Origin of the sequence: Burkholderia sp. AU45274, from assembly GCF_030482505.1 — a bacterium.
GTDB lineage: Bacteria > Pseudomonadota > Gammaproteobacteria > Burkholderiales > Burkholderiaceae > Burkholderia.
In genome coordinates this window covers 32,128-58,575 of the sequence record NZ_JAUJQE010000003.1, presented here as the reverse complement: position 1 = coordinate 58,575, position 26,448 = coordinate 32,128, and the positions used below count along the sequence as shown (strand labels likewise).

Below are 26,448 nucleotides of genomic sequence, written 5' to 3'. Positions count from 1 at the left end.
ATGATGTCGATGTCGATGTCGGATGCGGTTCGGCCGGTGCCGCGGCGTGGCCGAACGCATTCGCGACTGTACGCCGCCGCCGCGCGCCGCGCGGGCCGCTTCATGACAATTAAGGTCCGGCCGCGACGCGACGCTGCACAATGCCGCGTATCCCTCCCGCTTGCGGCCGCGTGCCGGCCACGCCGCGAGCGTCGCTCCCGCGCCGGCATCGGAGCGCAAGATGGCCAACGACTGTACGCATCTCGACGAAGCACGCGTGTTCGACACCGACAAGGACTACTGTGAGGAATGCGTTAGATCGGGCAGCGGCTGGGTGCATCTGCGGATGTGCCTGAGCTGCGGGCACGTCGGTTGCTGCGACTCGTCGCCGAATCGCCATGCGAGCCGGCATTTCCGTGACACCGGCCACCGGCTCGTTCGCTCGATCGAACCCGGCGAGCGCTGGATCTGGTGCTACGCGGACGAAGTCGTCGCCGGCGAGATTCCGTCTTGACGCGACGCGCGGGGCCGCCGCGACACAGCGCGCCCGTCATCCGCCCGCGCGCCGCGGCCCGGCTGATCCGGGGCCAGACACCGTTCAGAACGTTTCAGCGCCGCTTCAGGCCATGATCGCGGCCTCTGCGTAGACTGCGGTCACGAGCTGCCGCGCAGGACGGCGCTCGGCGCCCGTTATCGACTGCTGGAGTGACAACTTGATTCCCGTCGCCAATCAACGCCGCGCCGCAAGACGGTCGCGGCCGCATCGGACGGCCACGCACGGCCGATGCGCATCGTCCGGTGTTGCCGCGCATCGCATCACTTGCGCCGCACCACTTCGCCTGGAGCGCGCATGAAGCACAAACGACTCTGGATCGGCGCGGCCGGCATCGCGATCGCGGGCATCGCCGTCGCGATCGGCATCATGATCCGGCCGTCGATCGCGCCGATCGATCCGCCCGCCCCTGCTTCGTTCGATCCGCAGCTGGTGCGCGCCGGCGCGCGCGTCGTCGCGCTCGGCGACTGCGTCGTGTGCCATACCGCGAAGGACGGCAAGCCGTTCGCCGGCGGCCTGCCGCTGGCGACGCCGTTCGGCACGATCTATGCGACCAACATCACGCCGGATCCGGAAACCGGCATCGGCCGCTGGTCGCGCGACGCGTTCGCCCGTGCGCTGCGCACCGGGATCGGGCGTAACGGCCAGCCGCTGTACCCGGCGTTTCCGTACATTCATTTCACGAAGATGTCGGATGACGACATCGCCGCCGCGTATGCGTACCTGATGACCCGCACGCCGGTTCGCGCGACGACACCCGCCAACGACCTGATGTTTCCGCTGAACTTCCGGCCGCTGGTCGCGTTCTGGAACGTGCTGTTCCTGCGCGAAGGCGCGTCTCAACCCGACCCCGCGCAGTCCGCGCAATGGAACCGCGGCAGGATGCTCGTCGACGGGCTCGGCCATTGCGCGTCGTGCCATTCGCCGCTGAACGCGATCGGCGGCGAGCAAAGCGGCCGCGCATTCGACGGCGGCATCGTCGACGGCTGGGAAGCGCCGCCGCTCAATACGCTCGGCCATGCCGCACGGCCGTGGACGCAGGCGCAGCTCGTCACGTACCTGCGCACCGGCCGCGCGAGCGAGCACGGCGCGGCGGCCGGGCCGATGCTGCCCGTCACGCGCGATCTCGCGACGGTGCCGGTGGAGGACGTGGAAGCGATCGCCGCGTACATCCTGTCGATCCAGAAGCCGGCGAACGGGCATGCGACCGCGGCCGCCGCACCGGCCGAACGCGCCGCGACGACGCCCGCCGCGCAGCGCGGCGCGGTGCTGTTCCAGGCATCGTGCGCGCAGTGCCACGGGCCGGCCGCGCCGATGCAGTCGATCGGCGAGCGGCCGACGCTCGCGTTCAGCACGGCGGTCAACGCCGATACGCCGCGCAATGCGATCCAGATGATGTTCAACGGCATCGGCTGGCACGGCGAAGACACCTTGAACTACATGCCGTCGTTCATCGACCAGTACGACGACGCGCAAATCGCCGATCTCGCCGCATACGTGCGCGCGACCTACACCGATCGCCCCGCATGGTCGGGCATCGACGCGCTCGCCGCGAAGCTCAGAAAAGAGGACACCGCCCGATGATTACCCTCACCGTCAACGGCGTGCGGCACACGCTGGACATCGATCCGTCCACGCCGCTGCTGTATGCGCTGCGCAACGACCTGCACCTGCACGGCGCGAAGTTCGGCTGCGGCCTCGGGCAATGCGGCGCCTGCACGGTGATCGTCGACGGCAAGCCGACGTTCTCGTGCCTGATGCCGGTGGCCGCGGTCGGCGCGCGCAGCGTGCGCACCATCGAGAGCCTTGGCACCGCCGAGCATCCGGGCCCGCTGCAGCGCGCGTTCGTCGAGCATCAGGCCGCGCAGTGCGGCTACTGCATCGCGGGGATGATCATGCGCGCGCAGGCGCTGCTCGAGCGCAACCCGAAGCCGACCGAACAGGAACTGCGTACGCATATGGAGCCGAACCTGTGCCGCTGCGGCACCCATATGCGGATCCTCGCGGCCGTGCGCTCGGTCGCCGGGCTGCCGCCCCCGGAACCCGCCTCCGCCCCCGTTACGATCAGCAAGGGACTTTGTTGACGTCCTCCGCTCCCTAAAGGGAGAGGATTCCCACACCTGGCGATGCACGTCCGCATCGGAGAATGTTCAACGCAGCGTTGGTATCTCGATCATGCTCGACACCACAGTCACTGCAGGCCCACTCTCTTATTCGCAGTCCCGCGATACCTTTCGGCCGCGTCGTGCTGTCTTTCGACCCGCACGCCGAACAGGACTGGGTAGAACCGCTTTCGTCGACTTCCTCGAACGTGGCCCCGTGCGCGATCGCCTTGTAGCGGAGCTTGCTTCGGAAGGACGACCAGGATGCGTCGTAGACGCTCTTCGCCATCCTGGTTCTGGCGAGCTTGGCAGCCGACACGTTGCCGACCGCGATGTAATCGAAACGCCGCACCAGATCGAGCGCGAGCTTGTGTTGGAAATCGGCACGGGCATTCGCGACCTTGGCGTGCAGCTTCGCGATATGCCGTTTGTGTTTTCGCGCCCGTTGCGCTTTCGCCAGCTTGTCCGCCGCTCGTCGACCGAACGGGTCATTGGGCAGCTTCTCGCCCGTCGAAAGTGTGGCGAAGTCTTTCAGGCCAAGATCGATGCCGACGCCGGAACGGATCGGGCGCGCCTGAACATCGGGCATCTCGATCACGATGTTGAGAAACCAGTTGCCGCGCGCATCCTGCGCAAAGTTGGTCCCGTCCTTGATCTTGCCTTCGGGAAGCGGGCGGCTGTTGAACACGCGAAACGTGTTGCCGGCGAAACGGAACGCGTCACCCTCGCGTTTCAGGTCACGGCCCTTCAGCGGCACCCAGCCCAGCGATTTCCTGCCGCGATAGCGCAGGTAGGGCCGACGGTGTTGGCTGCGCGACTTCGCGTATTGCTCGCACGTTGCGTTGACCGTGCCGGAATGGATCCCGAGTTCCTTGCTGCTGCCGGTCGTCAGTACGTTCAGGTCGAATCCTGTCGGCCACTTCTTGCCCCACTTGAGCGCGTGCTTCTGCGTGTCATTGCAGAAGTTCCAGACGTAATTCACCGCACGGCTCTGCTTGTTAAGCAGTCCGTTGAGCGATTTCACCCGGTAGCGATAGACAAGGATCATGCCGGTGATCCTAACCCGTGGAAGAAGCAGCCTGTCAACAGCACGCCTTTCCTCCCCGTCTTGAAGGACGGGGTTTCTCGGAGCAACTGATGAATTCCCACGACGACATCGACGAAGGCCGCCGGCACTTCATCGTCTCCGGCGCGCTGTTCGTCGCGTTCACGCTCGCGCCGGCCACCCGCGCGGCCGCGCAGCTCGTGATCGCGGACGAAGGCGCCGCCGTGCATGTGGCGAAAGCCACGCAGGCGCTCGCCGGCAGCCTGAAGACCAATCCGCTGCTCGACGCGTGGATCAAGATCGCGCCGGACGGCAAGGTCACCGTATTCACCGGCAAGGTCGAGCTCGGCACCGGCGTGCGCACCGCGCTGCTGCAGGTGGCGGCCGAAGAACTCGACATGAAGCCGTCACTGATCACGTTCCTGACGGCCGACACCGGCGCGTCGCCCGACGAAGGGTTGACCGCCGGCAGCCACACGATGGCCGACAGCGGTTCCGCGCTGCTGAACGCGGCCGCGCAGGTGCGTGCGCTGCTGGTGGAAGGCGCGGCGAAGCGCTTCGGCGTCGACGCGCGCACGCTGACGACCGCCGACGCGGTCATCAAGGCGCCCGACGGCCGCACGATGACCTACGGCGACGCGATCCGCACCGTCGACCTGCATCGCAGCGCCGCGCCCACGTCGCCGCTGAAGAGCCCGGCGACGTTCACGGTGATCGGCACGTCGCTGCCGCGCATCGACATCCCGAACAAAGTGACGGGCGGCGTCAGCTACGTGCAGGACATGGAATTGCCCGGCATGCTGCACGCACGCATCGTGATGCCGCCGGTGTACGAAGCGAAGCTGCTGTCGTTCGATGACGCGGCGATCCTGAAGCTGCCGGGCGTCGTGCGGATCGTGCGCAACGGCAGCATGCTCGCGGTGGTCGCCCGGGGCGAATGGCAGGCGGTGGTCGCCCAGCGCGCGCTGGCCGCCGCGTGCCGCTGGTCGCCCGGCCGCAAGCTGCCCGATCGCGCCACCGTGCATGCCGACCTGAAGCGGATCTCGACGCAGCGCATCGAGATCGCCAACACGCACGCGGCCACCGCGCCGGCCGTGAAGACGCTCAATGCGACGTTCCTGAAGAACTACCTGCTGCACGGCTCGATCGGGCCGTCGTGTGCGGTCGCGCACCTCGAGAACGGGGCGATGACGGTGTGGACCCACTCGCAGGGCGTCTATCCGCTGCGCGACGCGCTGGCCGAGATGCTGTCGATGCCGAAGGCGAGCATCCGCTGCATTCATACCGAAGGATCGGGCTGCTACGGGCACAACGGCGCGGACGACGCCGCCGCGCACGCGGCGCTGATCGCCGCCGCGATGCCCGGCAAGCCGATTCGCGTGCAGTGGATGCGCGAGCAGGAACATACGTGGGACCACTTCACGCCGGCGATGGTGACCGAGGTCAGCGCATCGCTCGACGCGAGCGGCCGCATCGTCGACTGGAACTACGCGCTGTGGAGCAGCTCGCACAACGAGCGGATCGTCAACGCCGGCCGGCTGCTGCCGGCGCGGATGCTGGAGCCGCCGTTCGTGCCCGCGCCGTCGACGCCGATGCTGCAACCGGAAGGCGGCGCCGATCGCAACGCGATTCCGCTGTACGCGTTGCCGAACCAGCACATCGTGAACAACTTCTCGCCGACGATGCCGCTGCAGACGTCCGCGATGCGCTCGCTCGGCGCACACACCAACGTGTGGGCGATCGAAAGCTTCATGGACGAACTCGCGCACGAGGCTGGTGTCGATCCGGTCGAATTCCGGTTGCGCCACATGGAAGATCATCGCGCGCTTCAGGTGATCAAGCTCGCCGCGACGCACTTCGGCTGGCCGCGGCCGCCGCGCGCGCGCAACCGCGGCGTCGGCTTCGCGTTCGGCAAGTACAAGAACCTGATGGCGTACGTCGCGATCGCGGTCGAGGTGTCGGTCGTGCCGGAAACCGGCCAGGTGACGCTCGAGCACGCGGAAGCCGCCGTCGACGCGGGGCAGGTCGTATCGCCGGACGGGATCCGCAACCAGATCGAGGGCGGCATCGTGCAGGCCGCGAGCTGGACGCTGTACGAGGCGCTGAAGTACGACACCGAACGAATTCGCAGCTTCGACTGGAGCAGCTACCCGATCCTGCGCTTCTCGGCCGCACCGCGGAGCGTGAAGGTCCACCTGATCAATCGCCCGGGCGCGCCGTTCCTCGGTGCGGCCGAGGCGTCGATGGGGCCCACCGCCGGCGCGCTGGCCAACGCGATCTTCGACGCGACCGGCCAGCGCATGCGCGAAATGCCGTTCGCCGGCGACGCGCTGAGACGACGCATCGACGCATAGCGATCCGGTCGCCCCGATACGCGCGACCGACACCCGACACGACGGACGGCGCCGGCATGCACCGGCGCCGCGACCCGACAGAACTGGAGCCCCCCGACGATGGATACCTTGCTTTCGATGCGCGTGTTCACGCGCATCGTCGAAACCGGCAGCTTCACGCGCGCCTCCGACACGACCGGCCTCACGACGCCGCGCGTGTCCGCGCTGCTCAGCGCGCTCGAACAGCACCTCGGCTGCCGGCTGCTGAACCGCACGACGCGCCGCATCTCGCTGACCGAGGACGGCCAGGCTTACTACGAACGTTCCGTCGCGGTGCTGCGCGAAATCGACGACATGGAGGCGTCAGTCTCGCAGGCGCGCAACGTGCCGCGCGGCCGGCTGAAGGTGAACCTGCCGCCGGCGATGGCCAAGCAGGTCGTGGTGCCCGCGCTGCCCACCTTCCTCGACGCCCATCCGGGCATCATGATCGAGCTTGGCGTGACCGACCGGCAGATCGATCTCGTCGGCGAAGGCGTCGACTGCGTGGTGCGCATCGGCGCGCTCGACGACTCCGGGATGGTCGCGCGGCGCATCGGCAGCCTGACCACCTGCACGTGCGGCTCGCCCGCGTACCTGGCACGGTGCGGCGAGCCGGAGACCGTCGACGATCTCGCGCAGCACGTGGCGGTCAGCCACATCTCGGCCGATACCGGGCGCCCTCGCGTGTGGGACTACGTCGTCGACGGCGAGCCGCGCGTCGTGCAGATGTGCGGCACGGTCGCGGTCAACGATGCGGACAACTACATCGAGTGCGGCATCGCGGGCATCGGCCTGATCAAGACGTCGCTGTACCTCGTCGAGCCCTATCTGAAATCGGGGCGGCTGCGCGAAGTGCTGACCGACTTCAACGCGCCGGCCCGGCCGATCTCGGTGCTGTATCCGCCCAATCGCCACGTGCCCGTCAAGCTCAAGGTGTTCGTCGACTGGCTCGCGGGCCTGTTCGAGCAGATTCCGACGCTGCAGGGCAAGCGCGGCTGACCGGACGCGACCTTTGCGTGTCGCGCAAAGCTCGATTGCACTGCGGCTCGATTCCGGTTTGATCGACCGGTCAATAGTATGGGCGGCAACGCGGTGCACCGTATCGCGCCCCCGGCGAACCCCGTGCAGGCGCGGCGACACGGTGACCCACCTCTCTCTTCTCAAGGAGTCCACCATGTCAGCAGATTCCACGCCGCTCGCGCCGCCTGCGCACGGCACCCAACTCACGCAGGGGTTGATCCTGCTGTTCGCATTCAGCTGCGGCGCGATCGTCGCGAACCTGTACTACGCGCAGCCGATCACGGAACTCATCGCGCCGGGCCTGCACATGTCCGGCGGCACGGCGAGCCTGATCGTGTCGTTGACGCAGATCGGTTATGCCCTCGGCCTGTTCTTCATCGTGCCGCTCGGCGACCTGCTCGAGAACCGCAAGCTGATGATCGTGACGGCCATCGTGTCGATTGCGAGCCTCGCCGCGGCGGCGCTCGTGCGCACACCCGGGCTCTTTCTCGCGATTTCGCTGCTGATCGGCTTCAGCTCGGTGGCCGTGCAGATCCTCGTGCCGCTCGCCGCGCATCTCGCGCCGGATCATTCGCGCGGCCGCGTGGTCGGCACGATCATGAGCGGGCTGCTGCTCGGCATCCTGCTGGCCCGCCCGCTGTCGAGCGTCGTGGCCGACGCGTTCGGCTGGCGTTTCGTGTTCGCGGCGGCCGCCGTGCTGATGACGCTCGTCACGGCCGTGCTCGCGCTGACGATTCCGCCGCGCCAGCCCGACCATCGCGCGACCTATTTCGAGCTGATCGGCTCGCTGCTGCAACTGGTCCGCACGATGCCCGTCCTGCGTCATCGCGCGTTCTACCAGGGCCTGATGTTCGCGTCGTTCAGCCTGTTCTGGACCGTCGTGCCGGTCGAGCTGACGCGTCACTACGGATTGTCGCAGTCGGCCATCGGCCTGTTCGCGCTGGTCGGGGCGATCGGCGCGACGTCGGCACCGGTGGCCGGGCGCCTCGCGGACGCCGGCCATACGGTGCGCGCGACGCTGATCGCGCTGGTCGCCGGCACGCTGTCGTACGCGATCGGGTTCGTGCACGGCACCGGCCTGTACGGGCTCGTCGTGACCGGCATCGTGCTCGACTTCGCGGTGCAGATGAACATGGTGCTCGGCCAGCGCGAGATCTACGCGCTGCACGCGGCCAGCCGCAACCGGCTGAACGCGCTGTACATGACGAGCATCTTCGTCGGCGGCGCCGTCGGCTCGGCGCTTGCGAGCCCGCTGTACGAGCATGGCGGCTGGTCGCTCGTCGCGGCGGTGGCCGGTGCGTTCCCGATCGTCGCGCTCGCGCACTACCTGCTCGTCGGGCGGCCGCACGCGCAACGTCAAGTACTCGGCTGAACCCCGCCGCCGCCCTTCAAACCGATTCGTTCGCGGGGCGCGTTGCCGTCCCGCTCCCCGTCGAAGAAAAGGAGTCCATCATGTCTTCCCTGCTCAGTGCCTATGATCTGCGCGGCCTCGCGCTGCCGAACCGCGTCGTGATGGGGCCGATGACGCGCTCGCGCGCGCCGTCGCGCGGGCTGCCCACCGAACTGATGGCCGAGTACTACGCGCAGCGCGCGTCGGCCGGCCTGATCGTGACCGAGGCGACCAACGTCAGCCGGGCCTCCGCCGCATTCGAGCTGACGCCGGGGCTCGTCGACGATGCTCAAGCCGCCGGCTGGAAGGTCGTCACCGATGCCGTGCACGCGAACGGCGGCCGGATCTTCGCGCAGCTGTGGCACGGCGGCCGGGTCAGCTCGCTGACGCTGCTAGGCGGCGCCGCGCCGCTGTCGCCGTCCGGCGTGAACGACGACCTCGAACGGCTGCAGGTATGGGCGCAGTTGCAGAACGGCTATTACACGAAGATTCACGCGACGCCGTCGCGCGCGATGACGACCGACGAAGTCGTCGCGGCCGTCGATGAATTCCGGCAAGCGGCAACGCGCGCGATGGCCGCCGGCTTCGACGGCGTCGAGATCCATGCGGCCAACGGCTACCTGCCGCACCAGTTCCTGTCGTCGACGCTGAACCGCCGCGACGATCGCTACGGTGGCTCGGTCGCGAACCGCGCGCGCTTTCTCGCGGAAATCGTCGACGCGGTCGGCGGCGTGATGCCGCTCGGCCGTGTCGGCGTGCGGATCTCGCCGTACGCGAAGTACAACAACGTGCGCGATGCCGATCCGGATGCGACGCTCGCGTACGTCGGCCGGATGCTCGACGACGCGGGTGTCGCCTACCTGCACGCGGCCGACACCAACGGCTGGAGCGGCGAGCCCGACCTGCCGCGTATCGTCGAGCACGCGCGCCGGTCATTCGGCGGCACGCTGATCGTCAACGGCGGCATTTCACCGGACGCGGCGAACGCGCTGATCGACGCAGGCGACGCCGATCTCGTCGCGTTCGCGCGCGCCTATATCGCGAACCCCGATCTCGTCGAGCGCCTCGCCGCACGCGCCCCGCTCGCGGAGCCGAAAAACGTCGGCTGGTACGGCGGCGACCGCGCGGGCTACGTCGACTATGCGCGGCACGACGCGGCCGAATCGCCCGCGTAACCGGCGAATGCCCCGCGCACGGCACGGGTCGTCACGCACCCCATCGCGATACCGGGCCCGCGCGGCCGATTCCCGCGCGGGGCAACGGCGCCGTCACGCGTCGTTCCAGCGCGCCCCCAGCACGCGCCCGCAGAAATTCGGCCGCTGGAAATCCGGATCCGCGCGCTCGAGCACGTCGGCGCTCCACGTGCCGAACGTCGACTGCGGCCGATGCTCGACGCCGCGCGCGACCGCAGCAAGGAAAGTTTCGCGAAATCCGCTGCCGCGCGGGTACGCGGCGAGCAGCGCGGCGCGCTCGTCGTCGGTGTAGCGGTCGAAATCGGTTGCCATCAGATCCGTCGACACGGCGCGGGCCAGCGCGCGGGCGAGCGGCGACGCACGCGCGGCCACACCGGGCGTCGTATGCAGCGCGATCGCGTGCCATACCTCGTCGCGCATGCTGCGCGCGCGCCGATGCCGCACCAGCAGCGCGTGCGCGGCATCGGCGCCGTCGAGTTCGTAACGTTCGGGCGAACGGCAGTAAGCGGGGCTCAGCCCCATGTTCGCGTACATCGCGGCGACGTACAGCGCATCGGGATCGCACCCTTCGCCCGCGCGCCGCGCGGCGAGCGACGCGAACACGAACACGCGTGCGGCATGATCGGCGAGCGCGGCAGGCAACGATGCGCGCGCCGCGTCGGCCGCCTCGACCGCAAGCGTCGTGCGCGGAATGCTGACGCCGGCCACTTCGTCGGCGCTCGACGGTGCGCGCGTGTGCGCAACGTTCATCGTGTCTCCTTCCTGTCCCGTGCACGGGACACAAAAATCGTTCAAGGCAAGGCCGTGCCCCGGCCGCACCGGCGCGCGCACCGGTGCGTGCCGGCTAGCACACGGCGCAGCGGCCGCCGCACGCGTCGCAGCGGCCGCCGGCCGCGCTGGCCGTCGGATAGCGCGGCCGCGCGAAGCGGCGCCCGGGGCCGCGTGCCCGGCACGCATCGGTACCGGGTTCCGTGCACGCGTCGCCCACCGCCGCTGCGCGCGGACCGCCGTGCCCGTTCGCACCGGGCGCAGGCGTGCCGCCGCCGTCGGCGACCGGCGACCATTCGGGGCTGACGGGCGGCGGCGGCGGCGGCGCGAGCGACGCAAATTCCCGTTCCGCGTGCACGACCTTGCCGTCGACGACCGTCAGCACCGACGACAGCTGCGGGATGCGCGCCATGTCGATCGTGAAATAGTCGTCGCTCAGCACCGCGAAGTCCGCGTAACGGCCGGGCACCAGCGCCCCCTTGCGATGCTCGTCGGCGGAGAACCATGCGCTGCCGACCGTGTAGCGGCGCAGCGCCTCCATCCGGCCGAGCCGGTTGCGCGCCGGATACAGCACGGTGCCGCCGACGCTGCGCCCCGACACCATCCAGTACAGCGCGACGAACGGGTTGTAGCTCCCGGCATCCAGCGCGCCGGAGCCTGCCCCGACCGGCAGCCCGGCCGCGAGCATCGCGCGGATCGGTGGCGCGCGCGTCGCCGCGGCCGCCCCGTCGCGCGCGATGAACGCCTCACCCTCGAACGCCATGCGCGGCTGCACGGTCACGCCGCCGCCCAGCGCCGCCACGCGCGCGATGTTCGCATCCGACATCGTCTCGCACCGGTCGAAACACCAGCGCAGCCCGGCGAACGGCGTTTCGCGGTTCACCGCCTCGAACACGTCGAGGAAGCGGCCGATCGACTCGTCGTAGGTCGCATGCAGCCGGAACGGCCAGCGGTGGCGGACCAGCAGCCGGACGACGGCGGCCAGTTCCGCATCGACCGACGCGGGCAGCTCGGTGCGCGGGTCGAGAAAATTCCCCAGGTCGACCGCCGAAAACAGCAGCCGCTCGCCTGCGCCGTTCGCGCGCAGGAACGCATCGCCGTCGCCGGGCGAGGTCAGCGCGATCCACTGCGCGAAGTCGTCGATTTCCCGGCCGGCGTGCCGCGCGCCCAGCGCGTACGCGATGCGCGTCGTCAGTTCGCCGCGGCGTGCCAGCGCGATGACCGCCGCGTAATCGTCCGGATACGCCAGACCGTCGCCGCCGGCGTCGATCGCGCTCGTCACGCCGACGCGGTTCAGCGCGTGCATGAACTGCCGCGTCGAGTTGACCCGGTCGGCCGCGCCGAGCACCGGCGCGCGCGCGAGCGCCGCGGCCAGCACGGCCGGATCGGGGCGCGCGAGCAGCAGCCCGGTCGGCCGCCCATGGCGGTCGCGCCGCAATTCGCCGCCCGGCGGATCGGGCGTGTCGCGCCCGTAGCCGATCGCGCGCAGCGCGGCCGCATTCAACCACGCGCTGTCGCCGAGATGCCGGACGAACACCGGCGTATCGGGTGCGATCGCATTGAGCTCGGCCACCGTCGGGCCACGCTTTTCCGCGAACTGCAGCGCGGTCCAGCCGCCGCCCACGCGCACCCAGTGCGGTGCGGGCGTGCGCTCGGCCTGCCGATGCAGCAGGTCGAGCGCGGCGGCGAGCGACGGCACGCCGTCCCAGCGCAGCTCGAGGTTGAAGTGCGTGCCGCCGCGGATCGCCTGCAGGTGCGCGTCGACGAGGCCGGGAATCGCCGTGCGGCCGTTCAGGTCGATGCAGGTCGTGTCACCGTGTGCATGACGCAGCACGTCGCGATCGTTGCCGGTCGCGACGATGCGCCCGTCCTTCACCGCCAGTGCGCTGACGAACGAGCGCTGCTCGTCCTGGGTCGCAATCTTGCCGTTGAAGACGACGAGGTCCGCCGCGCGCGCGGGTTCCGTCGCTCTAAGCACCGTCGGGCCTCCCGTGCGCACGCGCACGCCGCGCCGCGCCGCACGTGCGGCGCGTCGTCGAACGACGGAACAGGGCTGCGTCGCACGCATCGGCACGCATGCCGCGATCGCGCAGTCGCGCGGCTGCCAGGAACGCGCGCATCGCTATGCGGCCTGCTGCGCCGCGTCGGCGGCGTCGTGGCGCGCACGCGTGCGGGACGGCGGAGACGGCGCGTCCTGGCGCACGAAATTCTGCACGCGCAGCAAGCGCCGCACGTCATGCGCGCGCGAATGCGGATCGAAGTGCCGCGCGACGCCGGCGACCAGTGTCGACGCGTGCGCGGTGCGCCCGCGCTCGATCAGGTGATCGGCGAGATCCAGCGCGCCGCGCAGCGCCCACATCGCGGCGCCCTGCCCGTTCGCGGTCTGGATCGCCATCTGCAGATGACGATGCCCGTCGGCCTCGTACGCGAGCGCGACGTCGGGGGCCGCGGAGCGTGCCTGTTCGAGCATCGCGACGCCCGTCACGCGCAGCAGTTCCGGCACGAACAGATGCTCGCCGTGCGCACGGCAGCGCGCGAGCGTCGCATCGAGCCGCATGCGCGCCTCGCTTGCGCGGCCGACGCGCACGAGGCCCTCCGCATACGCGACGTTCAACGGGGCGAGCAGCCGCCGGAATCCGCTCGCCTCGACACGCCGCAGCGCGGGTTCGAGCCGCGCGAGGCCCGCGCCGGGATGACCGGCCTGGATGTCGAACTGGCCGGTCAGGCATTCCGCGTGATTGCGCCAGATGTCGAAGCCGTGCGCGCTCGCGGTCGCGCGCAGCGTCGCGAGATAGTCGGACGTGATGTCGTGGTCGCCGTAGCGCAGTGCGATCGGCACGGCGGCCGCCCCCAGCACCACGCAAAGCGCGAGCGCGGACGGGCCGCGGCGCGCGCACTCGACCGCTTGCGCGGCGATGCGCATTGCATGGTCGGGGTCGCCCTGCATCCACACGAGCCGCGTGAGCATCGTGCGCGCGAGCGTCGTCATGTCGACGCCGAGCGCTGCCTGCGCGCACGGCGGCTCGCCCACCGCGCCGAGTTCGGCCGTCGCCGCCTCGAGCCGCTCGCGCGCCTGCGCGTGCTCGCCGAAGTAGTGCAGCGACGTTGCGACCATCGCGTTGGCCAGGAGCCGCTGCGAGCGGTCGCCGCGCCGCTCGGCCGCGCGCTCGAAGCGTGTCGCGTAGCGCAGCGATTCGTGAATGTCCGACAGCGTCAGCATCGTATGCCACTGCCCGACCAGCGCGCGCGCATCGAACGTATCGTCGCCGACCTGGGCGGCAAGACCGAGCGTGCGGTCCCACATCGCGGCCGCGGCCACGGCGTCGCCGTCCGTATGCAGCAGTGCCGACGCGCAGGCCGCGCGCAACCGCATCTCGCGCGCGGCATCGACCGGGTCGGCCGCCGCCGTGTCGAAAGCGTCGAGCACCTGGCGCGCCCGCGCCGCGCACTCGTGCATCCGTGCCGGCTCCAGCAGCGCGCGCGCCAGGCGGTCCGCTTCGGGCACGGGCGTTGCGTCGGCGGCCAGGACGGGCGCGTCGGTTGATGGATCGGCTGGTGCGTCGTTCGGCGCTGTCGTGACCGCACCGGCTGTTACGTCGTTCAGTGCCCCGGTGACCGCATCCGCTGATGCGTCGTTCGGTGTTTCGGTGACCCCATCGTCGCGCCGCGCGGCGTCCACGCTCGCCGCCGCGTGCGCGTGCTCGCGTTCATGCCCTTGCTCACGCTCGTATCGTGCGTGACGCGCCGCGATGCGCTCGAACTCGCCCTCGTTGTGCAGTTTTTCCAGCGCATACGCACGCGTCGATTCGGTCAGCCGGTACCGCGCCGATGCGCCGTGGAACTCGACGGTCACCAGCGACTTCGCGACCAGTTCGCCGAGCACCGCGATCATGTCCGCGGCCGATGTGCCGGGCTCGGTGGCGACCGCGTGCGCGGCATCGAACGTAAACGGCCCGATGAAGCATCCCATCCGGCGGAACAGCGCACGCGCGGCCGGGTCGAGCAGCACGTAGCTCCAGTCGAACGTCGCCCGCAGCGTCTGATGACGCGGCAGCGCCGAGCGCAGCCCGCCGGTCAGCAGGTTCAGCCGGTCGTCCAGCCGCGACGCGACGACCGCGAGCCCGAGCGTCGCGACGCGCGCCGCGGCCAGTTCGATCGCGAGCGGCAGCCCGTCGAGTCGCCGGCAGATATCGGCGATCAGCCGCATGCCGGCTTCGTCGACCGGACAATCCGGCGCGGCCGTGCGAACCCGTTCCAGGAACAGCTCGACGGCGGAACAACGAACGATCTCGTCGGTGCGCGCGTCGTCGTCGGGCACCGCGAGCGGGCTCAAGCGCAACACCGCTTCGGCCGAGATATGCAGCGGCTCGCGGCTCGTCACGAGGACGCGCAGCGAGCCGGCGCACGACGTCAGCGTTTCGACGAGGCTCGCGACGAGGTCGACGATGTGCTCGGCATTGTCGAACACGAGCAGGTAGCGCGACGCCGCGAATGCGGCGCCGATGTCCTCGATGGCGGGCACGCGCTGCGTGTCCAGGCCGAGCTCGGCCGCGACGGCGATCAGCATGTCGGCGCGCGTCCCCGCGCGCGCCAGCTCCACGAACAGCACGCGCTCGCGCGAGCGGCTGCGCACCGCGTGGGCCACGCGTACGGCGAGGCTCGTCTTGCCGATCCCGCCCGCGCCGACGAGCGTGACGACCGGCGTGCGTTCGAGCATCTCGACGATCTGCGCGATTTCGGCGTCGCGTCCGACGAGCGGCGCGATTTCGGCGTCGCGTCCGGCGAGCGGCGCGGGCAGCGACGACGCGTGGGCATCGGTCGGTAGGGCGGAAGGTACGGTCGGTACGGCGGCCGGCGTGTCGGCCGCGGGCATGGGTTCCGGGCCCGGCGACGCGCACGCGACCAGCAGGTAGCCGCGCCCGGGCACCGTCTTGATCAGATCGCGGCTCGTGCCGAGCGCCTTGCGCAGCGTCGCCACATGCACCTGAAGGCGGTTTTCCTCGACGATCAGCCCGGGCCAGACCGCGTCCATGATGTCGTCTTTCGACACGACCGCCCCGCTCGCGCGGTGCAGCACTTCGAGAATGTCGAGCGCGCGTGCACCGATGCGCAACGACGCGCCCTGACGGCGAATGTCGCGCTGCTCGAAATCCACCGACAACGTTCCGATCTGGATCATGGCCGCCTCCGGGTCCCTCAGGATGACCGCCCGGTGAACGCGGCAGTCCACCCGGCAGGATGTCCGGCCCCGGCGCACCGTGGCGCCGGCCGGACACTGTTGAATTACGGGCTGAGTGTAGACGGGCGCGCGACGAAAATCTTGAAGGAAAATGCACTGTGGACGGCGGCCGGATCACGCGATCGGCGCATTCGCTTGCATGTAAAAGTGGGGCGCGATACTCTGCCGGGCCGCTCGCACGCCGGACGTGACGGGCGATGCGGCGGCCGTGCGCCGTCATTGAAAGCAATTCGTCAGATTCACGAGCGGACGTTTGTGCAAATTCATTTTGAATGTTCACTTGCGTCGCTAAACTGGACTCGCCATTTCGCGCGCCGAGTCACTTGCCCGGGAATTCCATGTCAGACTCCGTTACCGCAGCGCCGGCGGTATCCCCGCCCCCACCGCCGAAGGACACGCTCGGCTGCGTGGCCAGCCTGCTGTCGAAGGATGTCGAGACCGCCACCGGCGGCCTGCGGCTTCACCGCAAATGCATGCGCGAAGCGCACGTGGAACACATCGACATGCCCGCGTGCGACCGCGGCTTCCTGGTCGGCGTATCGCTGGCCGCCGGCCATCGCCGCACGCTCTACGGGCGCGCCGGCGCGAGCGAGCGCCGGTTCCAGCATCACTCGATCTACATTCGCGATTTCTCGCGCCACTTCCATGCGGACCTGTACGGCAACTTCGACTTCGTGCTGGTCGAGCTGCCGCATGCGTATCTCGAGCGCGTCGGCCCGGAGCACGGCGGGCAGGCAATCGGCGGCCTCACGTGCCGCCCCGACGTGCGTGATCCGGTGCTCGGCCATCTCGCGCACGCGGTGGCCGGCAGCCTCGACGCGCCCGGCCCGCTGAACGCGCTGTTCATCGAGCAGGTGGGGCTCGCGATCGGCACGCACCTCGTGCGCCGTTACGGCAACGCGCGCACGCGCGAACTCGACCACAAGGGCAGCCTGTCGCCGGCGAAACTGGCGCGCGCGCAGGAGCTGTTGCTGGAAAAGGCGGATCTCGGCGTATCGATCGAGGAAGTGGCGAACGAATGCGACCTGTCGCGCGGCTACTTCATCCGCGCGTTCTCGCGCACCACCGGCCGCACGCCGCACCAGTGGCTGCTCGAACAGCGCGTGACGCGTGCGCGCGAACTGATCGAGACGTCCGACATGACGCTCGCCGACATCGCGATCGCGTGCGGCTTCGCGGACCAGAGCCATCTGAACCGCATCTTCGCGCGGATCGTCGGCCATCCGCCCGGCGCGTGGCGGCGCGCACGCTCGCGCTGAAGCCTCTGCGCGGTCGCGGACGCGCGCACCGGTAGCCCGGCCGATTGTTCAATCGAGGTTCATGCCGCCATCCGTCTGATCCGACAGATTGCGGCGCCAGCCCGCTCCATCCACCTTTTTGGTGGAGGAAGCGGGCTCATCGCTTTATCCCGGTCGTCGTATCGTCACCGAACGACGGGACGACTGCCAGCCGGGTCTCGTCCATGGTCGAGCAGAAGTGACGAGAACGAGCCCGCCGATCAGTCCCGGGGGCTCGCAAAAGGCGTCAAGGGCGATGAAGCGCGCGGACCCACGTCGCGGAGTCGCAATGGGGCCGCGCGCCGTGTCAGACCGCCCAGCAGGAGCACCCGAACGCGCCCCAGAAGCCCTTTGCGTCGGACGTCGGTAGCGCACTTGCCCATGCGCTCGCATGCGCATGCTGGTGAACGTTGCATGCGTTCGCGCAACCGCACATCGCAGCGGCGGCCGCCCGTTGCAGCGGCGCGCCGGCGCGCTGCGTCGCCCCCCAGCCGCCATAGCCGCCGAACTCACGCACGGGCGACCAGTCGGGCATCGCGGGCGGGATCGGTGCATCGTACGACTCGAACGGCCCCGCGCCCCACACGATCTTTCCGCCCACGACCGTCAGCAACGCCGTCGTGCCGGCGATGTCGTCCTCGGCACACGCGAAGAAATCGCGATCCGGGACCACCAGGTCGGCCAGCTGCCCCACCGCGACGCGCCCTTTCTTGCCCTCCTCGTTCGAGAACCACGTCACGTACTCGGTCCACATGCGCAGTGCCGTCTCCCGATCGAGCAGGTTGCGCTGCGGATACATCCGCATCCCGCCGACCGTCTTGCCGGTGACGAGCCATGCGAGCGACACCCACGGGTTGTACGACGCGACGCGGGTCGCGTCGGTGCCGGCCGAGACCTTGAGTCCCTTGCCGAGCATCTTCGCCACGGGCGGTGTGGCCTCCGCGGCTTGCGCGCCGTAGCGCTCGACGAAGTATTCGCCCTGGTACGCCATCCGGTGCTGCACCGCGATGCCGCCGCCGAGCGCGGCGATCCGGTCCATCGATTTCTCGGTGATGGTTTCCGCATGATCGAAGAACCAGTTCAGCCCGTCGAGCGGGATGTCCTGGTTCACTTTTTCGAACACGTCGAGCGCGCGGCTGATGGTCTCGTCATAGGTCGCGTGCATGCGCCACGGCCAACGGTTTTCCGCGAGCACGCGCACCACGCCTTCGAGATCATCCTCCATCTGGTCGGGCAGGTCCGGGCGTGCCACCCGGAAGTCTTCGAAGTCGGCCGCGGAAAACGCCAGCATCTCGCCCGCGCCGTTATTGCGGAAGTAGTCGGTTCCGTCGTGGTACTTGACGCTCTTCGTCCAGTTCACGAAGTCTTCCTTCTCCGCGTTCGGCTTCTGCGTGAACAGGTTGTAGGCGATCCGGATCGTCATCTCGCCCGAGTCGTGCAACTTGCGGATCACCTCGTAGTCGTCGGGATAATTCTGCGAGCCGCCGCCCGCGTCGATCACGCCCGTCACGCCGAGCCGGTTCAGCTCGCGCATGAAATGGCGCGTCGAATTGTACTGATACTCGAACGGCAGCTTCGGGCCCCTCGCGAGCGTCGCGTAGAGGATCGTCGCGTTCGGGTTCGCAAGCAGCAGGCCGGTCGGGTTGCCGGCGGCATCGCGAACGATGGTCCCACCCGGCGGCTCCGGCGTGTCCTTCGTGTAGCCGACCACCCGCAGCGCGGCCGCGTTCAGCAGCGCGCGATCGTACAGGTGCAGGATGAACACCGGGGTGTCCGGCGCGGCGGCATTGAGTTCGTCGATCGTCGGAAGCCGTTTCTCCACGAATTGATGCTCGGTGAAGCCACCGACCACGCGGACCCACTGCGGCGCGGGCGTCACGGCCACCTGGCGCTTGAGCATTTCCATCGCGACCGCGAGCGAGGGCACGCCGTCCCACCGCAGTTCCATGTTGTAGTTCAGTCCACCGCGAATCACGTGGCAGTGGTTGTCGATCAGACCCGGCAGCACGCCACGGCCGCCGAGATCGACCACCTTCGTCGCGCGGCCCGCGAGCGGCATCACATCCGCGTCGCTGCCGACGACGACGAAGCGGCCGGCGGCAATCGCGACCGCCGTCGCGACGGGGTTCGCGCGGTCGAGCGTCGTGAATCTTCCGTTATGCAGGATCAGATCCGGTTGGGTCACGGTTGCGGTCATAGACATCACCTCTTGTTGATCAGAAGCCAAGCAGCTGTTTCACGGTGGGCAACGCCTGCACGCCAATCAGCATGCCGAGCAACCCGACCAGCGCAATCAGCGGCGGTGCGGGAGAGCGAACCTTGATGGCGCTGTAAATCACACCGATCAGCAGGCCCGCACCAAGGGAAACCAGATAAGGTTCCATGCGATAAATCTCCCGGAAATTTCGAATGCAGCGGCCGTGTTCCGATCAGCCTGCTGCGGGCGGCATTCGTGTTTCGGTCACGTCCGCCGCCCGCGCAAGGGAGCCAATGCGGCGCGTTCGCCTCGAACCCGCCGCACCGGCATCAACGATCGCAGGCCGTCCGCGCTTACTTCGCCGGAACGGGCGCGATCGACTCGTGCGGCGTCGCGGTGCGCGGCGCGGCCTTGTGGACCATCGTGTACGCGTAGTCGACGCCCATCCCGTACGCGCCCGAATGCTCCTTCGCGATCGCCATCACGGCGTCGTACGTCTCGCGGTGCGCCCAGTCGCGCTGCCACTCGAGCAGCACCTGCTGCCACGTGACGGGCACGACGCCCGCCTGCACCATGCGCTGCATCGCGAAGTCGTGCGCGGCCTGCGTGGTGCCGCCCGATGCGTCGGCGACCATGTAGATTTCGTAGTCGCCTTCGAGCATCGCGCACAGCGCGAACGTCGTGTTGCAGACTTCGGTCCACAGACCGGACACGATCACCTTCTTGCGGCCGTTCGCGGCCAGCGCGTCGCGCACCTTCTGGTCGTCCCACGAATTCATCGACGTGCGTTCCAGCGTCTTCTGGTTCGGGAACACGTCGAGCAGCTCCGGATACGTGTGACCGGAGAAGCTGTCGCTTTCGACCGTCGTGATCGTGGTCGGGATGTTGAAGACCTTCGCGGCCTTCGCGAGCCCGACGACGTTGTTCTTCAGCGTCTGGCGATCGATCGACTGCACGCCGAACGCCATCTGCGGCTGCTGATCGATGAAGATCAGTTGGCTGTTGTGCGGGGTAAGTACTTCAAGCTTCGGGTTGCTCATGGCGGTGATGTCCTTTGACGCAGAGAGAAATGAGGCTCGCCGGGCCGACGAATCCGCGACGCGTCGAATGCGCTGGGGCGGAAGACTCGGCAGCCGGCCTGCGTCATTCAATCGACTAATGCGCGGCCACACCAATTAATTGTTCTGATTCTCGCGACCTTCATGAATCCAGGCTGAAAAGATCTGAATTTCATTGAACGGACCCGCAACGAACAGGCAGAACTGATAGGCTGACCCAGGACTTTCGGATCGACTCAAGATCGGTAGTTGTCCATATTTCCAACTGCCGACACACCATTCCAGACCTATGAAACCGTACACTGCTTCGCTGTTCGCCGGCATCCTCGCCGGCATCGTTTATGCGCTGATCGGCGTGCAATCGCCGGCGCCGCCCGCGGTCGCCCTGGCGGGCCTGCTTGGCATTCTGGCCGGCGAACAGATTCTCCCGCTGGCACGACGGCTGTTCAGCGGCATCCGGCTGGGAACCGCATGGCGCGACGCGAAGTGCAGCCAGCACATGTTCGGTGCGCTGCCGGGCGCCCATGCAACCGACGCTGGCGCGAAGCGCCGCGAATCGACACCGCTGTGATCGGAAGGTTCGAGCGCATCCGACCAGGACGGTCGGGGCGCTTGCATGTGTTTCAAGACGTTCGTCAATGGCCTGCGTGACGCCGCTGTTTCTGCGACCGTCCGCCGGCAGCACCGCCGGCTGCTCGAACGACGCATGACGCGTGCTCCGCATCTGATCGGCACGCCGACCTGACCTTCGCCGAGATCGGGGCCATTTGCGACTTTTCCGATCGGCACCCTCTGAACGACGTATTCGCGCAGGTCGTTGGGCGACCTGCCCCGTGCCCGGCGTCGTTCGGTCACGCGCGCGCCGCCCTGACAGGAGCGGCGGCGCGCGCCGCGTCACCAACCGAACTTCGCTTCCACGCCGACATAGTCGGCATTACGCGCGCCCAGCGCGCGAATCGAATCGGCGAGCTGGAAGTGCACCGCCTCGACGGCCAGGGCCGTGTTCGCATTGACGAGCCAGTCCACGCGAGCCTGCGCGTACATCCCCGTCCACGCGCCGCCCTTGCCCGCCGTGCCCGGCACGGCCGACATGCCCTGTCCGTAGATCGCATCGGCCGTCGTCTGCCGCCACTGGAAGCCGACGGCGGTCAGCACCGTTACCGAGCTGGCGGGCTTGAAGGTCAGCGAAGGCTTCACGTGGATCAGGTTGCTGTATCCGGTATAACCGGCGAGCGTGAAGTAATAGCCGTTCGGAAACATCGGATTGAACGTGCCCACGCGCCGGTCGCCCGGGTGAGCATCGCCCGACGCGCCGTCAATCTGGATCCCGATGCGCGGCGTGCCGGCCGTCTTCGCGAACGTATAGCCGCCGAGCGCGCCGAACGCCCACGCACCGACCGTGTCCTGCCCGACGTGGCCCGTCTGCAGCATCGCCTCGACGTCCCAGTCGAGCCCGTCGGCCTTGCCCGCATAGCGCATGTCGAACACGTCGCGCCGCTCGGTGCCCGACGCATCCGGAAAGCGCGCGTTGTCGCGCGTGTAGCGCGACCAGTACGCGGACAGGTCGCCCGGCCCCGTGCCGTTGCGCTCGACGCGCACGCCGTCGAATCGCAGGTGCCGGTTCGACACGTCGTCGAACGCGGCGGCGTCGCGATACTGCACCGGGCGCGTCACGTAGCCGATCAGCCGCCACTTGCCGATTTCGTAATCGGCCCACAGCGCGTCGAACGCCTGCCGCACGTTCGGGCCGTCGCGCACCGACACGAAGCGTTGCAAGTCGAACGCCATCTCCTGCCGGCCGACCCGCGTCTTCAACGTGCCGGGGCCGATCTGGTCGACATACGCGACGAACGCCTGCTCGATGTCGAGCTGGTCCCTGTCGATCGGGCCGACCGTATTCTTGCCGAACGGCCGCGCATCGACGAACTGCACGAACGCCTGCAGATGGCCGCGATAGCGCAGGTCCGCGTGCACGTTCGTGCGCTGGATCACGTAGTTGTCGTCGTGCGCGGAGCCGAGGCCGAACAGCGGCGCGTTGTTCAGCTCGAAACGCTCGCGCAGGTTCGCGCCGAGCGACAGGTAGGTCGACGGGTCGTCGCCGAGCGGCACGTATTTCAGAGCGTCGAACGGCTTGCGCGGCACGCACGGGTTCGCGAGCACCGACCAGTCCTCCTGCCAGCGGTTGAACAGCACGGTCGGACGCTTCGCGGTGCACGCCACGGCGGCGCTCGCTGCCGCCGGCGCCTGCGGCTGAACGACGGGTGCTGCTGCGGCTGCTGCGGCCGGCGCATCGGCACCGGCCGCCGTCCCGGCATGCAGCGCGACGCCGCCGGCCAGCACGACGCCCGGCAGCGCGCCGCGCCACGATGGTTTGATCGGCCGGCGCACCGTTATTTCGACCGTGCGTGGATTTCGGCGACGTAGCCGCCCGGGAACTGCACGAGCGCCGCGTCGCGGCCGTCCGACGTGAACGGCGGCACGAGCACGGTCACGCCCGCGGCTTCGGCCTGCTTCAGCGTCGTGGCCAGGTCGGCGACTTCATAGCCGGTCATCTCGCGCCCGAACGGGAACGGCAGGTGGCCGTCCGTCGCGAGCACGGTCATCTTGCCGAAGCCCGATTCGATGCGGATGCGGCGGTACGTGTCGTTCGGCCGGCCAATCTCGATGCCCGGCGCCTTGCGCACGTCCGACACGATCTTGCCGTGCGAGAACGCGGCGAAGTCGTGCGCGAGCTTGCCCGCGCGTTCCGGCGACACATACACGCGGTTTTCCGGCACCGTCTGCAGCGGGTCGTAATTCGGCGCCTGCGTATGCCAGTACAGCTGCATGTTCACGCCGCCCGGCCAGCGGATGATCGCGTCGCGCCCGATCGGATCGGGGAAGGTCGCGACGACCACGTCCGCGCCATGCGAACGCGCCGATTTCACGGCCATGTCCATGTCGGTCACCAGATAGCCGGTGCGCTCCTCGCAGAACGGATACGGGATCGGCGTCTTGAAGCCGAACACCGAGATCGTGCCGACCGGCGTGAGCACCAGTTGCGACATCGTCTGGCTCGGCGTCGGCGTGACCTGGAACACGCCCTGCTTCGACTTCTTGCCGCCGAACGTCGCGACGAAGCTGTCGGTGAAGCGGTCGAAGTCTTCCGGCGCGACGCACACGTGCGTCGTGTCGTACTGCGGGCCGACCGCGACCGCCGGGAAGCGCGCGGCGGCCGGCTGGCGCGCCGTGTCGTCCAGATGCGTTTCGTCGGCATGCGACGGGGCGGCCGCCAGCAACGCGGCGAGCATCGCCGTCGACGCAGTCGTCATGCGCAGCACGTGGCGCAGGTTCAGTGAAATCATCGGGTTCTCCTTGAAGGTGGCGCGCAGCGGCACGCCGCGCGCGAAAACGGGTTCAGCGCGAGGCGGGCAGCTCGGCCAAGCGTGCGGATCGATACGTGAGAAAGCCCAGCACCGCGAGCGGCAGCGCGAGCGCCCAGAACGCGGCATACAGGTACGCCGTCGCGCCGGCGCCCGCGCCGAGCGCGAAGCCGGCCACCGGCGGCAGCGTGCGCTGCAGCCGCGCGCGGGCGGCGTCCCGTTCGGCCGGCGCGGCGATCGGCACGAGCCAGTCGAAGGCATCGATGACGGCCTGCGTGACGTTGCCGGTCATCACCGTGTTGGCGACCACCGAGCGCGCGGTCAGCCGGCCATGCGCGTTCTGCACGCCCATCGCCGCCGCGCCGAGCAGCCCGCAGATGATCGTCGCGGGCGCGTCGGCGCTGCCGATCGGCGACGCCGCGATCCCCGCGAACATGAAGCCGGCGAGCAGGATCGCCTGCAATGCGTACAGCGAACCGGCCCGCGCGCCATGACCGCGCACGCGCATCCGGTGGTCGAGCAGGCGGGCGGCCACGATCCCGGCGATGAACGCCGGAAACGCGAGCCATTTGATCAGCAGCCCCTGCCCGACCCCGGCCAGGCCCGAGCCGATCAGGATGAAGTTGCCGGTCACATGGGCGGTAAAGAGGCCGAACAGCGCGACGAAGCCGAGCGTGTCGACATAGCCTGCGATCGACGCGAGAAAGACGTCTTCGCCGGGCAGGCGATCGGGCGCGGCCGCGCCGGCGGCCGTTACGTGTCCAGGTTGCATGTCGTGGTTTCCTTGGTTTTGCCGGCGCAGTCCGCGCCCTCGACCTGCGCGCCCGGCCCATGCGGCGGTTCGGTAGCAAGACTAGGGGACGTGCGCCTGAAAGTCATGGCGGCGAACTGAATTTTTCTGAAGCAACGCCGGCGGCGGAAGCGCAGCGCAACGCGCAAATCGAACGGGGCTGGAGCCCGCAAGCGAGCCTCTCCCTCTGGGCGTGTGCAAGCGGGGGATACGGATTGCCGGCGCCCGACGATCTCGACGCCGAAATCGAACGGCAGGTCGACGCGTTCCTGAACGGCACGCCGGCCGCACTGCAACGCGTGGCATCCGGCTCCTGCGCCGCCCCCGCCAAACGCCGCCGAGGCTGAGCGGCGGCGCACGCGTCACGCTGTCACGCAGGCCGCTTCAGAACGATTCAACCGCTGCGTCCGTTGCTTGCCCTATGCTCGGCCATCATCGGGAGACATCGGATGGAACACGGATCGGGCCGCAAGGCCGTCATCGTCGGCGGGTCGGTCGGCGGACTGTTCGCCGCGACCGCCCTGCGCGCAGCCGGCTGGGACGTCGGCGTATTCGAGCAATCCCCGCACGACCTGGACAGCCGCGGCGGCGGCATCGTGCTGCAGCCGCCGATCGAGCGGGCGTTCGCATTCGGCAACGTACCGCTGCCGCGCGAGGCCGCCGTCGATTCGATCGACCGGATCTACGTCGATGCGCAAGACCGCATCGTGCAACGCTTCACGATGCCGCAAACGCAGACCGCGTGGAACGTGATCTACACGGCGTTGAAGCGCGCGCTGCCGGCCGGCATCGTCCATGCGGGCGACGCGTTCGAGCGATTCGAGCAGGACGGCGAGCGCATCGTCGCGCATTTCGCGAGCGGCCACGCCGAGACGGCCGACCTGCTGATCGGTGCGGACGGCGGCCGCTCGGCGGTGCGAGCACAGTTGATGCCGGACGTGCGGCCGACGTATGCGGGCTATGTCGCATGGCGCGGGCTCGTCGACGAGCGGGCGCTGCCCGAACAGGTGCTGGATCTGCTGCGCGAGCGCTTCACGTTCCAGCAAGGCGACGCGCACCTGTTCCTCACCTATCTGGTGCCCGGCGCGGACGGCGCGATCGAGGCCGGCAAGCGGCGCGTGAACTGGGTCTGGTACCGGCGCCTCACTTCCGACCGGCTGCGGTCGCTGTTCGTCGCGCGCGACGGCACGCAACGCGACGGGTCGCTGCCGCCCGGCGCGATGCGCGACGACCACCGCGCGGAACTCGTCGACGCCGGTGGCCGGATGCTCGCGCCGACGCTCGCCGCGCTCGTCGACGCGACACCCGCGCCGTTCGCGCAGGCGATCCAGGATCTCGCGGTCGAACGGATGGCGGTGGGGCGTGCGGTGCTGCTGGGCGACGCCGCGTGCCTCGTTCGCCCGCACACGGCGGCCGGTGTCGCGAAAGCGGCGGACGACGCGGTCGGCCTCGCGCAAGCGCTGCGTGAAGTCGGCCACGGCCGCGGGTTCGACGCCGCGCTGGCGGGCTGGGACGCCCGTCAGCGCGCCGCGAGCGCGGTGATCGCCGCGCGCGGCATCGCGCTGGGCGCCCGCTTGATGGGCGCGGCTTGAACGTGGGCCGGCCGCGTGTGGGCGGGCCGGCGCAGCGCCTCGCTCGACGGATCGAGCGCGCGCAGCACGCTGGCGCGCCCGCCATCGTCGTCGGGCAGTTGCGGCTGGCCACGCGCGGCGGCCGGCGCGCCATGCGCCGCGAGCCACGCGGCGAGCGCCAGGCCCGCCACCCGCGCCAGTACGGCAGCCGGCTTCATTGCGCGCTCGCCGTTGAAACAGCCGCGCCCGTTCCCACGCCCGCCGTCGCGGTGCGCGGCTCGCCGTGCGCGATCGCATACAGCTCGCGATTGCGCGCGATCGTCGGCGCGCTCGGCGGATAGTCCCAGTTCGACGTCGGCAGCGTGCCGTCGCGCTCCGCCTGAATCAGGTCGGCGACCACGTCGGCGCGGGTGAGCGCATGGTCGGCGGTTTGCGCGAATGCGGCGACGGGTGCGCTCAGTGCGCAGGAAAGCAGGACTGCACGAATCAGGTTGTTCATGACGTTCACCTCTCGAGATGGCGTGTTCGCGTC

At 69.2% G+C, this 26,448-nt stretch carries 23 protein-coding genes; 11 read left to right on the top strand and 12 right to left on the bottom strand.

All coding sequences use genetic code 11. The features are described 5' to 3' along the window. Nucleotides 1-220 precede the first annotated feature (220 nt). From QZM35_RS13070 to QZM35_RS13060, 3 genes are all read left to right on the top strand, one after another. A complete protein-coding gene (locus tag QZM35_RS13070) occupies nt 221-493 on the top strand; it encodes a UBP-type zinc finger domain-containing protein (protein ID WP_089430109.1) in 273 nt (90 codons plus the stop codon). Between the two features lie 336 nt (nt 494-829). Then, nucleotides 830-2,116 carry a cytochrome c gene (locus QZM35_RS13065; RefSeq protein ID WP_301776082.1) on the top strand — a complete coding sequence of 429 codons (1,287 nt, stop codon included), beginning with the start codon at nt 830-832 and terminating at the stop codon, nt 2,114-2,116. Continuing rightward, a complete protein-coding gene (locus QZM35_RS13060; RefSeq protein WP_089433586.1) occupies nt 2,113-2,616 on the top strand; it encodes a (2Fe-2S)-binding protein in 504 nt (167 codons plus the stop codon). Before QZM35_RS13065 ends, QZM35_RS13060 begins: the two co-directional genes overlap by 4 nt. A gap of 13 nt (nt 2,617-2,629) precedes the next feature. Here the strand turns inward: QZM35_RS13060 and QZM35_RS13055 are convergent, their stop codons facing one another. Beyond that, nucleotides 2,630-3,682 carry an RNA-guided endonuclease TnpB family protein gene (locus QZM35_RS13055; RefSeq protein WP_089433585.1) on the bottom strand — a complete coding sequence of 351 codons (1,053 nt, stop codon included), beginning with the start codon at nt 3,680-3,682 and terminating at the stop codon, nt 2,630-2,632. 89 nt (nt 3,683-3,771) lie between these two features. Here QZM35_RS13055 and QZM35_RS13050 point away from each other — a divergent pair, with 89 nt between their 5' ends. The 4 genes from QZM35_RS13050 (at nt 3,772) to QZM35_RS13035 (ending at nt 9,636) form a co-directional block, all read left to right on the top strand. Next, complete coding sequence (locus QZM35_RS13050; RefSeq protein WP_301776081.1) at nt 3,772-6,033, top strand: molybdopterin cofactor-binding domain-containing protein; 2,262 nt, start codon at nt 3,772-3,774, stop codon at nt 6,031-6,033. Between the two features lie 99 nt (nt 6,034-6,132). Further along, on the top strand, nt 6,133-7,050 hold the full coding sequence (locus tag QZM35_RS13045) for a LysR family transcriptional regulator (protein ID WP_089429527.1): 918 nt from the start codon (nt 6,133-6,135) through the stop codon (nt 7,048-7,050). A 175-nt stretch (nt 7,051-7,225) separates the two neighbouring features. Further along, nucleotides 7,226-8,443: an MFS transporter gene (locus QZM35_RS13040; protein ID WP_301776080.1), complete on the top strand. Its 1,218-nt coding sequence runs from the start codon at nt 7,226-7,228 to the stop codon at nt 8,441-8,443. An 80-nt stretch (nt 8,444-8,523) separates the two neighbouring features. After that, nucleotides 8,524-9,636 (top strand): alkene reductase, encoded by a 1,113-nt coding sequence (locus QZM35_RS13035; RefSeq protein ID WP_174970966.1) that lies wholly within the window; start codon nt 8,524-8,526, stop codon nt 9,634-9,636. Nucleotides 9,637-9,729: 93 nt separating this feature from the next. On the opposite strand, the gene QZM35_RS13030 is transcribed toward QZM35_RS13035, so the two are convergent. The 3 genes from QZM35_RS13030 to QZM35_RS13020 all read right to left on the bottom strand — a co-directional run bounded on the left by QZM35_RS13030 (nt 9,730) and on the right by QZM35_RS13020 (nt 15,601). After that, entirely contained in the window at nt 9,730-10,404 is a 675-nt protein-coding gene (locus QZM35_RS13030; RefSeq protein ID WP_089429524.1) for a phosphohydrolase, read from the bottom strand. Nucleotides 10,405-10,498: 94 nt separating this feature from the next. Beyond that, nucleotides 10,499-12,400 carry an amidohydrolase gene (locus QZM35_RS13025; RefSeq protein ID WP_089434003.1) on the bottom strand — a complete coding sequence of 634 codons (1,902 nt, stop codon included), beginning with the start codon at nt 12,398-12,400 and terminating at the stop codon, nt 10,499-10,501. Nucleotides 12,401-12,544: 144 nt separating this feature from the next. Beyond that, nucleotides 12,545-15,601 (bottom strand): winged helix-turn-helix domain-containing protein, encoded by a 3,057-nt coding sequence (locus QZM35_RS13020; protein ID WP_089429522.1) that lies wholly within the window; start codon nt 15,599-15,601, stop codon nt 12,545-12,547. 398 nt (nt 15,602-15,999) lie between these two features. On the opposite strand from QZM35_RS13020, the gene QZM35_RS13015 reads away from it, so the two are divergent. Continuing rightward, nucleotides 16,000-16,920, top strand: coding sequence for a helix-turn-helix domain-containing protein (locus QZM35_RS13015; protein ID WP_089429521.1), 921 nt, complete (start codon nt 16,000-16,002; stop codon nt 16,918-16,920). 325 nt (nt 16,921-17,245) lie between these two features. Here QZM35_RS13015 and QZM35_RS13010 read toward each other — a convergent pair whose 3' ends face one another. The 3 genes from QZM35_RS13010 to QZM35_RS13000 form a co-directional block, all read right to left on the bottom strand. Next, nucleotides 17,246-19,135, bottom strand: coding sequence for an amidohydrolase (locus tag QZM35_RS13010; RefSeq protein ID WP_301776079.1), 1,890 nt, complete (start codon nt 19,133-19,135; stop codon nt 17,246-17,248). 19 nt (nt 19,136-19,154) lie between these two features. Continuing rightward, entirely contained in the window at nt 19,155-19,322 is a 168-nt protein-coding gene (locus tag QZM35_RS13005; protein ID WP_039362659.1) for a DUF1427 family protein, read from the bottom strand. A gap of 166 nt (nt 19,323-19,488) precedes the next feature. Continuing rightward, nucleotides 19,489-20,175 (bottom strand): hydrolase, encoded by a 687-nt coding sequence (locus tag QZM35_RS13000; RefSeq protein WP_046546706.1) that lies wholly within the window; start codon nt 20,173-20,175, stop codon nt 19,489-19,491. 307 nt (nt 20,176-20,482) lie between these two features. Between QZM35_RS13000 and QZM35_RS12995 the strand changes: the two genes are divergently transcribed. Then, nucleotides 20,483-20,764, top strand: coding sequence for a XapX domain-containing protein (locus QZM35_RS12995; RefSeq protein WP_089429519.1), 282 nt, complete (start codon nt 20,483-20,485; stop codon nt 20,762-20,764). 323 nt (nt 20,765-21,087) lie between these two features. Here the strand turns inward: QZM35_RS12995 and QZM35_RS12990 are convergent, their stop codons facing one another. From QZM35_RS12990 to QZM35_RS12980, 3 genes are read right to left on the bottom strand one after another with little or no spacing between them, the layout of a single operon-like run. Then, a complete protein-coding gene (locus QZM35_RS12990) occupies nt 21,088-22,569 on the bottom strand; it encodes an alginate export family protein (protein ID WP_301776322.1) in 1,482 nt (493 codons plus the stop codon). A 14-nt stretch (nt 22,570-22,583) separates the two neighbouring features. Then, nucleotides 22,584-23,537, bottom strand: coding sequence for a glyoxalase (locus tag QZM35_RS12985; RefSeq protein WP_089434001.1), 954 nt, complete (start codon nt 23,535-23,537; stop codon nt 22,584-22,586). Between the two features lie 52 nt (nt 23,538-23,589). Further along, nucleotides 23,590-24,327: a YoaK family protein gene (locus tag QZM35_RS12980; protein WP_301776078.1), complete on the bottom strand. Its 738-nt coding sequence runs from the start codon at nt 24,325-24,327 to the stop codon at nt 23,590-23,592. A 59-nt stretch (nt 24,328-24,386) separates the two neighbouring features. Between QZM35_RS12980 and QZM35_RS12975 the strand changes: the two genes are divergently transcribed. Both QZM35_RS12975 and QZM35_RS12970 read left to right on the top strand, forming a co-directional pair. Continuing rightward, complete coding sequence (locus QZM35_RS12975) at nt 24,387-24,692, top strand: hypothetical protein (RefSeq protein ID WP_174970981.1); 306 nt, start codon at nt 24,387-24,389, stop codon at nt 24,690-24,692. Between the two features lie 102 nt (nt 24,693-24,794). Further along, nucleotides 24,795-25,937, top strand: coding sequence for an FAD binding domain-containing protein (locus QZM35_RS12970; RefSeq protein ID WP_301776077.1), 1,143 nt, complete (start codon nt 24,795-24,797; stop codon nt 25,935-25,937). On the opposite strand, the gene QZM35_RS12965 is transcribed toward QZM35_RS12970, so the two are convergent. Together QZM35_RS12965 and QZM35_RS12960 are read right to left on the bottom strand one after the other, a co-directional pair. Further along, nucleotides 25,865-26,134, bottom strand: a complete 270-nt coding sequence (locus QZM35_RS12965; RefSeq protein ID WP_174970988.1) for a hypothetical protein — start codon at nt 26,132-26,134, stop codon at nt 25,865-25,867. The two genes, QZM35_RS12970 and QZM35_RS12965, sit on opposite strands and share 73 nt — an antisense overlap. Then, nucleotides 26,131-26,415 (bottom strand): DUF4148 domain-containing protein, encoded by a 285-nt coding sequence (locus QZM35_RS12960; protein ID WP_089433579.1) that lies wholly within the window; start codon nt 26,413-26,415, stop codon nt 26,131-26,133. Before QZM35_RS12960 ends, QZM35_RS12965 begins: the two co-directional genes overlap by 4 nt. Nucleotides 26,416-26,448 lie beyond the last annotated feature (33 nt).